This window comes from Armatimonadota bacterium, assembly GCA_028871815.1.
Lineage (GTDB): Bacteria > Armatimonadota > Chthonomonadetes > Chthonomonadales > Chthonomonadaceae > REEB205.
On the sequence record JAGWMJ010000004.1, the window covers coordinates 143,491 to 156,071 of the forward strand.

8 protein-coding genes are annotated in these 12,581 nt (G+C 64.1%); 4 read left to right on the plus strand and 4 right to left on the minus strand.

Annotated features, from left to right (window positions below; translation table 11 throughout):
- Positions 1–3 precede the first annotated feature (3 nt).
- The gene (locus tag KGJ62_06660) at positions 4–456 is read left to right on the plus strand and encodes a c-type cytochrome (GenBank protein MDE2126252.1); all 453 of its coding nucleotides are present in this window, start codon (positions 4–6) and stop codon (positions 454–456) included.
- Between the two features lie 99 nt (positions 457–555).
- Here the strand turns inward: KGJ62_06660 and KGJ62_06665 are convergent, their stop codons facing one another.
- From KGJ62_06665 to mqnE, 3 genes are read right to left on the minus strand one after another with little or no spacing between them, the layout of a single operon-like run.
- Positions 556–1,494, minus strand: a complete 939-nt coding sequence (locus KGJ62_06665; GenBank protein MDE2126253.1) for an LD-carboxypeptidase — start codon at positions 1,492–1,494, stop codon at positions 556–558.
- Positions 1,488–2,894, minus strand: coding sequence for an NTP transferase domain-containing protein (locus tag KGJ62_06670; protein MDE2126254.1), 1,407 nt, complete (start codon positions 2,892–2,894; stop codon positions 1,488–1,490). The genes KGJ62_06665 and KGJ62_06670 overlap by 7 nt, the downstream gene beginning before the upstream one ends.
- Before the next feature lie 32 nt (positions 2,895–2,926).
- Positions 2,927–4,120: an aminofutalosine synthase MqnE gene (gene mqnE / locus KGJ62_06675; GenBank protein ID MDE2126255.1), complete on the minus strand. Its 1,194-nt coding sequence runs from the start codon at positions 4,118–4,120 to the stop codon at positions 2,927–2,929.
- 183 nt (positions 4,121–4,303) lie between these two features.
- Between mqnE and KGJ62_06680 the strand changes: the two genes are divergently transcribed.
- Positions 4,304–5,722 carry a hypothetical protein gene (locus KGJ62_06680; GenBank protein ID MDE2126256.1) on the plus strand — a complete coding sequence of 473 codons (1,419 nt, stop codon included), beginning with the start codon at positions 4,304–4,306 and terminating at the stop codon, positions 5,720–5,722.
- Entirely contained in the window at positions 5,722–8,967 is a 3,246-nt protein-coding gene (locus KGJ62_06685; GenBank protein ID MDE2126257.1) for a DNA polymerase III subunit alpha, read from the plus strand. Before KGJ62_06680 ends, KGJ62_06685 begins: the two co-directional genes overlap by 1 nt.
- Here the strand turns inward: KGJ62_06685 and KGJ62_06690 are convergent.
- Positions 8,955–9,785 carry a carbon-nitrogen hydrolase family protein gene (locus KGJ62_06690; GenBank protein MDE2126258.1) on the minus strand — a complete coding sequence of 277 codons (831 nt, stop codon included), beginning with the start codon at positions 9,783–9,785 and terminating at the stop codon, positions 8,955–8,957. The genes KGJ62_06685 and KGJ62_06690 overlap by 13 nt on opposite strands.
- 112 nt (positions 9,786–9,897) lie before the next feature.
- On the opposite strand from KGJ62_06690, the gene KGJ62_06695 reads away from it, so the two are divergent.
- Positions 9,898–12,375: a tetratricopeptide repeat protein gene (locus tag KGJ62_06695; GenBank protein MDE2126259.1), complete on the plus strand. Its 2,478-nt coding sequence runs from the start codon at positions 9,898–9,900 to the stop codon at positions 12,373–12,375.
- Positions 12,376–12,581: the final 206 nt, after the last annotated feature.

The following is a 12,581-nucleotide window of genomic DNA, read 5'->3' on the forward strand; positions in this document are numbered from 1 at the left end:
ACGATGAAGTCTATCGGCAGAATCACGGTTCAGGCATCGATCTTTATGGCGATCTCGGTTGTCGCGCTGGTGACCGCGGCCGCGCTGGCCGCGCCAGGACCCAAACACCGTCAAACGCCACCGCCGCCGGTGAAGACGGCCGGCGAGGTGTTCAAGAACATCAAGGTACTCAACAAGCTTCCGGCCAGTCAGCTCCTGCCGATGATGCGCAAGATGAGCGACTCGCTTGGTGTTCGGTGTGACTACTGCCACGTGGAGGGCCCGAATCATTCCGGCTTCGAACTGGATACGAAAAAGCCGAAGGTCACAGCCCGCGCGATGATTCTGATGACCGAGCGGCTGAACAAAAACGAGAAGATCCTGCGGCACCAGGCCACCTGCTATATGTGCCATCGCGGCAGTCCGGAGCCTGAAACCCAGCTTCCCATGCCCGGCGGTCGGCAGGACTCGCACTGACGCCCCGCGCGTGGTAACCGAACAACGGTTGGGCCGCGTGGCTTGATGGCGGTCCCGGAGTGCGGAACCTCTAACCCGGCCGGTTGAGCGGCTCGCCGCCTAGGCGCCCACCGCGCTCTCGGTCAGAGTCAGCGTTCCGGCATCGGCATCCAGCCGTGCCACCGCGCCGAGAGGCAGGGTCAATGCGTTGGGTTCGTGGCCGCAGGGAAACCCTGTGATCACCGGCACGCCGAGGTCCGCCAGGTAATCGCGCCAGACATGCTCCAACTGGTTGGATGAGTCCGTCTGCTCGGCCCGCCTCCACGCCGTCACCGTTCCCACCACAAAGCCGGCGGCTTCGGACAGCAGTCCACAGGCCTTCAGCTGCGCCATCGATCGGTCGACGCCGTAGATGGCTTCACTCACGTCTTCCAGTACGACGATGCAGCCCCGCCATCGTGGCCGGTACGCCGTGCCGCAGGCGTGCGCAAGAAGGGTGAGACACCCACCGGCGAGGCGGCCCTCCGCCACGCCTCCGGTTACCGTCTCGGCATGCTCCCCGTCGAGAGGGAGGACCGGACGGTATGCCGGATCCTCCACAATTCTCCACCAATGATCGAGAGCCGGTTCCGACAGGTCGGTCAGCTTCGGCGGCATCACGCCGTAGTGAGTCACCTGGCGGGCGAACCGCGCGAATGCGAGGTGCAGCGTGGTGATGTCGCTGTAGCCCAAAAAGAGCCTGGCGCGATCCCGCTGCTCCGGCCAATGGATGCTCTCCACGATGCGCATCGCGCCATAACCCCCGCGTGCGCAGAAAATGCCGGCGAGATCCGTTCGGTCCAGCGCCCACTGCAGATCGGCCAGGCGTCCGGGGTCGGTACCGGCCAGATAATCATAGTCGGGATGGCGGTCGAGGACGTGGGGTCCAATCTCCACGGCATATCCACGCTCCTCCAGAGCGGCCACGCCAACCTGGAGCGCTGCATCCTCAATTGGCCCGGATGGCGCCACAATGCCGATACGGTCGCCCTGCCGCAGAGCACGTGGCTTGTTTACCAACCGTAGCGCTCCGGCCCCCACGGCCGCATCTCGGTCTCCTGTTTCAGCAGAACAAGCTGGCGGCTCGGAATATCGCGGTAGACGACCACACCCGCGCCTACACAGGTGTAGCAGCCAATCCGTACGCCCGGCTGGGTGATGACGTTGACTCCCGTCCGTGAATAGTCGCCAATATACGTGCAGTTCGCTCCGTCACGGGGATGCTCCCGGCGCCCGCCGATACGCGGCGTGGAGAGTCCGTCGTCAAACCGGAGCGTGCCGTAAACGGTGGCAGCGCCGATATCCACCGCTTCGCCGAGCACTCCGTAGATTTCGCAGTAGTGGTACAGGTAGCTGCGATAGAGCATAACGCCCTCAAACTCGGCGCCGTGACCGACAATGCACTCCTCACCGACCACGGATCCCGCGCTCAAGAGGCAATAGTCGCTCACGCGCGAGCGGGCGCCGATGACGCACCCGGCGCCAACGATGGCGCCATTGATTACGCGTGCGCCCGGCCCGATCCGGGCCGGGCCCTGCAGTGTGACCCGGTTGCCGATCTCCGCGCCGGGGCCAATGACTACCGGCCCGGATATCTCGGCGCCTGCTGCGATCCGCGCCGTAGCGTCGATGCTCTCCTTACAAATGGCAGCCATCTCGCGCAGGACGGCGGCCGTTGCCTCCATGATGTGCCAGGGCTTATCCATGTCGACGAGGCCTTGCGATGCGGCGACTGCATCCGGCATATCCCCATCATCGGCCAGCACGGCCAGCGCCTCGGCCAGCTCTCTCTCCGCTGGGGGCATACCACCGACCGGAACGTGGCGCATCACCGGTGGAACTTCGGCGAGCCGGGACCAGTGGCGCCGCGGAAGCGCGGTCACACCGGCCAGGCGCCACGCTGCATCGCGACTGTGTCCTTCAACTGAGGTCAGCCGGAGCGCGTCCCCTTCGCCATCGATCTCCGCGCAGAGCCAGTCGGTAGGTGCGCCGTTCAGCCGCTCGACCAGCACCGTGGCGTTCCCGGTCAGCTGGTAACGCGCCCATGTGGCAGCCAGGTCCTGGTCGGCGACCACGAGGTCGCCGGAGATGACCAGCGCGCCGGTGACCTCGCCATCAAGCGCGGCCAATCCGCACAGGGCAGCGTCGGCGGTGCCCGTCGGCTCCGCCTGTGTCACAAGCCGCGGCTGTAGGCCCGGCAGTCTGCGCAGCGCGGCCCGTATCGAGGAATCGGAGGCCGACGTCACCACGACAATCTGGCCAAAGCCCAGCGTGCCCAGCTGCCGGCAAAGGCGACGGATTACGGGCTCGTTGGCAATCGGAAAGGCGCACTTGTTGCGCACCTCGTTATACGGCCAGAAGCGCGCGCCCTTACCAGCCGCGAGGAGAACAGCAGCCGGAGGGGGCTTGCTTGGTGACATCGTGAGCGAAGGTGGGGATGTGGCGGGCCGGCCTAGTGGAGCGCCGGCGCCAGCGGAATGTAGGTGGCAGCCATGCTGCCTGAGGCGCTTTCGGTAACCTCGTGATACAGGCTGTCGCGCTCGATCGGTGTGCGTCCTGCCTCTTCGATCAGCTTTACCATCTGCGTGCGCGTCAGTACCTGCGTCTTGTTGCCTTGTTCACCATCTTTGTAGGTGATCTCGTACTCGTGGACCGTGCCGTCCACGTCGTCGGCGCCGTACCACAGAGCCAGCTGCGTGATCTGGGGTGAGTTCATGATCCAGAACGACTTGATGTGTTCAAAGTTATCCAGCATCAGGCGTGACACGGCGATGTTGCGCAGGTCGTCATAGCCGGTGGGATGGGGCGTATCGGCCAACTCCGTCCCTTCGGGATGAAACGAAAGCGGCGTCATCGTCACGAAATGGCCGGTCTCATCCTGCAGCGCGCGCATCTGGACCAGGTGGTCCACGCGCTCCTCCACGGTCTCGATGTGGCCATAGAGCATGGTGGCGTACTGCGTAAGCCCCGCCCGGGCCGCGGCGCGGGCGATGCCGATCCACTCCTCGCCATCCAGCTTTCTATCGAACAGTTCGTGATGAACCCGGTCCGACAGGATTTCGATGCCGCCGCCGGGCAGCGAATCGAGGCCCGCTTCCATTAACTCGTGTAAGACTTCGTCCAGCGGTTTGCCGGCCACGCGTTGAATCTCGGCGATCTCCACGGCCGTAAACGCCTTGATGTGAACGCCGGGCCGGGTTGCCTTCACCGTGCGGAGCAGGTCCAGGTAGTAGGTGTAAGGCAGCCGGGGATTGATGCCGCCGACCATGTGGACCTCGGTAATCGGCACATCCCCGTGCATGAGGAGCTTGCGCTTCACCTCCTCCAGATCCATCTGATACGGGGCCGGTCCGCCTTTTTTGGCGTAGAAGGAGCAGAACTTGCAGAACTTGTTGCAGATGTTGGTGTAGTTGATGTGCTGGTTGCGAACGTAGTAGGCCCTGTCGCCATGGCGCTGCTCTCGCACAAAGTTGGCGATTGCGCCTACCGCGGAGAGATCCGGAGTTTGGTACAGAAGAACGCCATCTTCAAATGTGAGGCGCTCTCCGGCTTCTGCCTTCCCAGCGATCGGACGCAATGCCTCCGGGATGATGCGGCTGTTGATGTGCGGTTTGCAGGCTGCTTCCGCGGGCGCCGTTGCCGTCATAACGCTCCTTGATCGGGCTTTGCCAAGTGGCGAGTTTGGCGCAAGTATACCACCGGTGCGCGTGGGTGGTGCGGCGCCGTTAAGATGTCGTAACTATTTGTCTGGTAGTTTTTCCGACATGCTTGACAGAATAAGCAGACTTTTGTATACTGGTTTGAACCGTCGGGATGGCCGAACTTCACCATGATGATCGCATGCATCTATATACCGCAGATAGGTATTGCTTGCGAGCGGAGGCTGCGCAAGCTGGAGAGTGGTGTTCCCGTGGCGCTTGCCGATGCAGAGGGACGGCTGCTGACCGTATCTCCGCAGGCTGAACGGTTTGGGGTGTGCCCGGGCATTTTGGCTTCGGGGGCACGGGCATTGTGTCCGGATCTGCAGATTGCGGCTTACCAGCGTGAACTTTATGAAGAGACGGCTGCGGGTATCTGGAATCTTCTGGCTGTGGAGAGCTCTTATGTAGAGCCGGAGACGCCGGAGCGCTGTTTTGCCGCTCTGGATGGGCGGCAGATTTCTCATCGCGTGCAAAAGCTGGTGGAGTCGGCCGGCGGCATCGTTGGCGCGCCGGTGTATGCCGCATTGGCCTCCAGCAAGCTGACTGCGGCTCAGTCTGCACGGCAGGCGGAGCCTGGCCGAGTGGAGCGGGTGCTGCCCGGAACCGAGGCGGAAGTATTGGCGCCCACGTTGCTGGGGGCTGTGCGGCAGATACCGGAAGCCACAGTGCGCCGCCTGGAGCGTTTGGGCGTGCGCACGCTGGGAGACCTGCTGCAGCTGCCGGTATGCGAACTGCAGCGGCAGTTTGCCGGTCCCGGCTTGTTGCTGCGACGGCTTGCTATGGGAGAAGATGGCGATTCCGTGCGGGCTTTGTGGCCACCGCGCGTGATCGAGCGTTCGGTAGCGTTTGATGATGAAGCGGTTTACGACACCACTATTTGGGCGGCGCTTTCCCGGTGTGCTGCCGGCATATCGGCAGGGCTGCTGCGTGGTGGTGACTATGCCCGCACCATCGCGCTGCAGGTGGAACTGGCGGATGGTTCAAGGCTGCAGATTTCCGAAAAGCCGCACGCCCCTCTGCAGAGCGCTGTCGATCTGCATCAGGCGGCTCTGCGCCTTCTGGCGCGCCTGGCGCTGCAGGCGCCGGTTGCCCGGGTTACGCTGCAGGCAGCCGGCCTGGGATCGGGTTCGGGAGTGCAGCTGGAGCTGCTGGATACGGCCGGCGTGCTGTTTGGCCTGCCTCACGAACGCCAGTCGCGCCTTGATGCTGCGCTGGAGCGGCTAAAGCGCCGGTATGGCGGCAAAACGATACAGACGGGGAGTGAGATATCGTCGCCGCTTCGCATCCGGCTCTGGGTTGGGCCGTTGGGCCGACGCCTTGATGAACCTGTGCAGGTAACTACCGATTCTCAGGGGGCGCCTCTCTGCTGCTGGCGGCGCGGCCGGCCCTGCCGGGTTGTGCATATTCAGAATATGTGGCGCGAAACGGAGTGGCAGGAGGGCGTCACCGCGCAGCAGAGTGTCTATCGTGTGGAAACCGATACCCTGGGAATGCTTGAACTGGTGCAGGCGGCTTCGGGATGGCGGCTGGGAGCCCTTGCCGATTGATGCCGGTATCTTTGCACAACCATACGCCATGGAGTTTTCTGGATGGCGCCTCCGATATTGATGCGCTGGTACGGCGCGCTGCCGGATTTGGCATGCCTGCGCTGGCGATGACCGATCACAACAGCGTATCTGCCGCCGTCAAGTTTACGCAGACCTGTATTTCGTGGGGCATCAGGCCCATTCTGGGGGCCGAAATCACCATGGAGGATGAATCACACCTCACGCTGCTGGCCCAGAACCGCATCGGCTACGGCAATTTGTGCCGGCTTCTATCGGCTGCCTACCAGTTTGGTGGGCGCCTGACTCCGGCGCTGCCATGGCAGGCGCTGGGTCTGCAGCCCACCGGTGGCGCCGATATGGCGATGCTGGATGTAACCGGCCTGTTCTGTCTTTCGGGCTGCCGTAAGGGGCGGTTGTGGCAGGTTGTTTGCGCACACAACTCTTCAGCAGCGCAGGCGCTCATCCGCGGCCTGCAGAGAGCCTTCGGCTCTCAGAACTTTTTTGTGGAGCTCCAGCAGGATTTTACGCCCGATTCCAGCCGTGTTAACAACGAGCTTGCCGGGGCGGCGCACGATGCACGGGCCGGCCTGGTGGCCACCAACAACGTGCACTATGCCACCCCGGAAGATTTTGCCGTTCACGACCTGCTGCGCTGCGTGGGGGCCGGTGTCAGCATCGCCCAGAACCACTCCGATCGGCCGCTGAACAACGAGCGGTATCTGCTTTCGCCGGATGAGATGCAGCGCCGGTTTTCCGCGATGCCGCAGGCCGTAGAGAACACACAGTACATTGCGGAGCGGTGCGAAGCGGCTTTACCGGATTGTGACGAGATTACACCGCGCTACACGCTGCCGCATGGTTATGCCGATGCCGCAGCCTATCTCTGCTCTCTTACCTGGCGCGGAGCGGAAGCACGCTACCGTCCGGTAACGCCGGCCGTAAAGAGGCGCATTGAACACGAGCTTGCCGTCATCGTAAACCTGGGTTATGCCGACTACTTTTTGATGGCGTGGCGCGTTGCGCTCTGGGCGCGGCGGCAGGGAATACGATGTACCGGACGCGGTTCTGCCGCCGACAGCTGCGTTGCCTTCTGCCTGATGCTCACGGATGTGGACGTGATATCGCGCGGGCTGCCCTTCGCCCGATTTCTTACAGAAGGCAAAACGCCCGATATCGATCTCGATTTTCCATCGGATCGGCGCGATGAGGTGTTTCAGCACATCACCCAATCCTACGGCGCGGCCAATGTGGCCTCGGTTTGCACGTTTCATACGTATCGTTCCAAATCAGCCGTGCGGGATATGGGCAAGGCGCTTGCCCTGCCGGCCCAGGCGCTGGAGTGGTTCTCCGGCCATCTATCCAGCTTTATTCATGCCGATGAGTTGCATGCCGCCTTTGAAAAGCAGCCGGAGCTGCGAGAGTATGCGGGTCTGCGCAACCGGTTTGATCTGCTGTTCCGGCTGTGCGCGCGCATAGCCGATTTTCCGCGGCATATCGGCACACACTCCTCCGGCATCGTCATCAGTCGAGTGCCATTAAGCCAGATCGCTCCGCTGCGGCCCAGCGCGCGCGGTGTAACGCAGATATGGGAGCTGGACAAGGACGACGCCGAAGCCGTGGGCGCTATCAAGCTGGATGTGCTGAGCCTGCGCACGCTTTCGGCCGTGAGCGATGCGGAGGCCACTCTGCAGCGGCAGGACCCGGCATTCCGGTACAACCGCATTCCCATCAGGGATGACGCAACCTATCAGCTGCTTCGAGCGGGCGCGGCAGTGGGCGCCTTTCAACTGGAATCGGCGGCGCAGCTCAGTCTGGCCGTTACGCTTCAGCCGGAACACTTTGAAGACCTGGTGGCCAGCGTGGCGCTCATTCGCCCGGGACCGGTGCGTGGTGATGCCGTTCAGCGCTTTGTGGCCTGCCGCAACGGCTCGATGCGCGCCGAGTTTTTGCACCCCTGCCTCGTTCCGATACTGGCTAAAACCTACGGAACCATCATCTTTCAGGAGCAGGCAATTCTGGTTATAGCCGCCATGACGGGTTGCAGTGAGGCCGATGCCGACCGGGTGCGCAAAAGCCTGGCAAAGCACGCCCGCCACAATACCATGCACGAGGTGCGAGAGGCTTTCGTGCGTGACTCGTGCCGGCGCCATCCCGATTTCGATGCCCGGCGCGCGAATCTGCTCTTCGATATGCTGGAGGGGTGGAGTGGTTATGGCTTTACCGAAGGCCATGCGGCCTCGTTTGCCATTACCGCCTGGCGCACCTCGTGGCTTACAGCCCATCACGTGGCGGCCTGGTACGCCGGCATGATGAGTCACCAGCCGATGGGGTTCTATTCTGCCAACTCCCTGGCGGCGGAGGCGCGCCGGCGGGGAGTGACCATTCTGCCGCTGGATATTAACGAGAGCGATGATCGCTGCACCGCGCCGGATGCGGAAACCATCCGGCTGGGGCTGCGTCTGGCGTCCGGCCTGCGCGAGGCAGACATCGCGGTGATACTGGCCGCGCGCCAAACAGAACGATTTCAAAGCCTGCTCGATTTTGCCGTTCGCGCGCCGCTGCATCGTGATGCGGTCGAAAACCTGGTGCTTTCAGGTGCTTTTGATGCGCTGCATCTGCACCGGCGCGGTCTGCTGTGGCGGCTGGATGAGACGCTGGCCCTGGCGCAGCAATGCCGCGTTGCGAGTACCGGCAGCGTACTGGTGATGCCGGCCATGATGGAGACGCCGCTGGCACAGGATGTGGCGCCCTTTTCACCGTGGGATGCCTATTTGTGGACCTGGCGGTTAACGGGTGTGTGCGCCGAGTGCCACGTGTTTGCCTGGATGCGTGAGGCATTGGCGGCACATGGCGTTATGACCACTGCCGACGCCATGCGGGAGCGTGCCGGATCCCTGGTTACGGTGGCCGGGCTCAACATTCGGCCCCACCGTCCGCCAACCAAAAGTGGAGCTCCCGTGCTCTTCAGTACGCTGGAAGATGAGTTCGGCCTGCTTCAAACGGTTTGTGTGGGCAAAGCCATCGATAGCTGTACGGCCACATTTCTCACGGCGGCCGCTATTGTGGCGCGTGGCGTTGTCGAACGCCGCGGCGTAGGCGTAACCCTGCGCATTCTGCAGGTCCGCCCGCTGCGCCTGCAGGAGTTCGTCCCGCACGAGGCCAATCGGCCGCTGGCCGCCGAACCGGCGCCCTGGCGCGCATACACCGGCACGCAAATCAGCGTCCAGACGCCTCACACCGTATAGATCTCCGGGCGCCGGTCTCCGATCGGGTCCATCTCGAATTCGCCGGGCGCCACCACCAGTCGCTTGCACCGGGCCTCAGCCGGCACAATAGCTGCGGCGATCGTTTCCGGTTCGTTACCGCCGGCCTCTGCCAGAACCCTGCCAGCCGGCGACACAATCTGGCTGCGGCCGATGAACCGAACGCCCCGCTCCGTGCCCACCCGGTTGCATGCCACAACCCAGATGCGATTCTCCCACGCGCGCGTTCTGGTCAGGAACTCCGGGGCGCTCTCGGCGCCCTGGTGCCAGTTGGTAGGCACCGCCAGCACGTCGGCCCCCTTCAGCGCCAGTGTCCGGCACGCTTCGGGAAACCGGATGTCGTAGCAAATCAGCACGCCAAGCCGGCAAAACGGCAGATCGAATACCGGAATCTCCTCGCCAGCGTGCACATACCGGTCTACACCTAGCAATGGTAGATGTGTCTTACGGTAGATACCCAGCAATCCGGAAGGCCCAATAACCGCGGCGGAGTTGTGCAGCCGGTCATCAAAACGCTCGAGAAACCCAGCCACGACCCAAACGTCGTGAGCTGCGCACGCCGCCTCCAGATGCCGCATCCAGCCGTGTCCAGGAGGCGCGGCCGCGTCTCGCGCCTCTCCAGCCCCGCCAAAAACGTAACCATTATGTGCACACTCGGGAAACACTACCAGTCGCGCGCCGCTTTCCGCGGCGGCGCTCAGGCGCTCCGCCATCACCGCGCTGTTGCGTGCAGGCAACCCCTGGATCACGTCCATCTGGACGGCGGCAACCACCACTTCGCGGTCGGCACTCTTGCTCATGCGCCAGGCTCCTGTTTCACCACGACGCCGGCGCCGTGCACGCGCCGCCGTGTTGCCAGCCAACACCACCGGTATACTGCCGGGCTACAGTACAGCTTATCACGATTGCCCCATGTCATCTGAAACTACCTATACACCAAACGGCTCGGAACGCAGTCCGGAAGCAGGCCTCCGCGAAGCTCTGGAGCACATGGAGCGGATTCGCGGCCCCGAACATGCCGATGTGGCCTGGCCCCTGATGGCTCTGGCCGATTACCTGCGCGGGCAGGGCAGCTGGGAAGAGGCTCTACAGACCTATACGCGCGCGCTGCGGATTCGCGAGTCGGCGCTGGGCGAGCAGCACCTTGAAGTCGCAAAGGTCTACAACGCAATAGGCAGCCTGCACCGCGCCCGTGGCCTCTATTCCGCGGCCGAGCCGTTCTTCCGGCACGCCCTGGAAATCCGGCAGCGCGCCGCCGGCCCGGCGAGCGAGTTGGCGGCCGCCAGCCTGAACAACCTCGGGGCGCTGCAGCACAGCCTCGGCCAATACGGCGAGGCGGACAAGCTGGTTCGCGAGGCGCTGCAGATTCGCGAGTCGATCTATGGCGTCACAGATCCGCGGCTCGCCTCTTGCGTCACGAACCTTGCCGTGGTTCAAGGCGATCTTGGCGACTATCGAGTCGCCCGGGAAACGGCCGAGCGCAGCCTTGCGCTTCGCGGTGGCGCGGTGCCTCCCGATGACGTGGATCGCGCCCTGAGCCTCATCGTCCTCTCCGGCGCCCACCACAGGATGGGCGAGTGGCAAGAAGCGGAACGGCTGGCGCGTCAGGCCTTGGCCATTCGGCAGAAGCAGTTAGGAGCCGAGCACTCCAGCGTCGCCGGGGCGCAGTTGGCGCTGGCGGAAGTGATGCTCGACACCGGCCGTGCGGGGGAGGCGCAGGCAGCGGCTTCCGCCGCGCTGGAGATACGGCAGGCACAGTTACCGGCTCAGCATCCCGATATCAAGCTGGCCCAGCTCGTGCTGGCGCGCGCGATGGCGGCGGGCAGCATGAAGGATGAAGCCGTCTCCCAACTTGAGCATCTTGCCGCCGAAGCCGGCAGCCCGGAGCATGCCTCGCATCCCGCAGTGGCAAACATCTGGCTGGCCCTGGCTGTTGCGCGCGGTGAAGCTCGCGAAGCGCTGGTGGCGGCACAGACAGGACTCGCGATCCGCGAGCGTCTGCTCGGCCCAATGCACCCCGCCACGGCGGAGGCCACCGCGATGGTGGCGCACCACCAGGTTCGGCGTGGCGAACTCGACGGCGCATGTGAACCGCTCCAGCATGCAATTGATGTGCTCGGCGGATTGCTGCCTGAGGGGCACCCAACACTCCGCTCTGCCCGCGCCGACCTTGCGCTGTGCATGATCAATTCCGGGAATCTGGTGCAGGCTGCCGGCGAGCTGCGGCTTGCCGATCGGCGGCTGGCCGGCGCGCCGCCCTCTATCGAGCTGGATGCCGCCATCGAGGCGATGCGCGATCAGTGCCTTAATGCACCGGCAACGGCCGCCGCAGCGGACTTTACGTCGCAGCCCCCTGCGGCGCCGGCGCAGCGACCGGCGGTTGCGCCGCTGTTGTATGAGGTAGGTGCGCCGGATCCGGCGGCCGTGCCGTTCGACATTCCCGAGCCGTCAGGCTTTCGCGTTTCACCGGAGGTGACCGCCGCCGTGCCGCCGTCGCAGCACGCAGATTACGCTCCTGCAGCGCCGTTGTACGATCCGGAACCGGAGGAGGTCGCAGCTTCGTCGACCGAATCGGACGGCGGTTCAACGGCCGTGGAATCGGCGGCGCCGGATCCGTGGAGTGCAGAGACTGCCGATCAGCCGGTGAACCAGAGCGCTGAAGAGGCAGTCGAGCCGGCTGCGGTCCAACCCGACGCCACCGAGCCCCTGTACGTGCGACCATTAGCGGACTATGGCGCCGATCCCGCAATCGCCGGTGCGCCGCCGGTCGAGGAGACGCGCGCAAATCCGGATCCCCCCGCCGCGACCACTCCCGAGGAGCCGGCTCCGCCGGCTGCCACGCGACAACCGGAACGCCACGAACCCGACCCCGCGCCGGTGTTCACAGCCGCTCCCGGCATTCAAGGAGAGGACACCACCAGCCAGCCTCCGACCGAAGTGGCTGAGGTTTCCGGGCCGCTGGACGACCCGGAAGCGGCGGGTATGGTCGACGATGCCGATTTGAGCGATGCCGAGGCCAGGATAACCGGCCTCATACGGCAATATGCAGCGCAATCGGGCGCGAATTCGCCGCATGTTGCCGACGCGATGATGTTGCTTGGCAGGCTTCGTTCCACACAGGGCCGCCACGATGAGGCAGCCGGGCTGTATCGTCACAGCCTTGCGATCCACCGGGCGGCTGCCGCGCCGGATGATGCGGCGGTGGCCAGTGCGCTGTCACGCCTGGCGGGCGAACTCGTGCGTCTGGAGGGGCAGGGCGCGGTACGCGAACTCGTCGATGCCGAACTCAGACGGCTGCAGCGCCGCTACGGCGCCGAGAGCCGCCTGTACGCCGCCCGCGCCCAGAACCTTGCCGTCCTTTGTGAAGCCGTTGGCGCCTCCGGGCGCTGAAACGCGCGGTTCGGGCCATTCGACCTTGCGCTGATCCAGCCGGAATTGCGGCCGCCTGGCGCTGCCCTTCGCCGATTTTAAGGGGGTAAGTGGCAGTGTGCCGTTCACGCGCGCGGCGAGTTTTTGCGTCCAATATGCCGTCTACTAATCTATGGCCAGTGACTTGACAGTCTCGCTGAGTTTCTATACACTGTGGACAGTCTTTC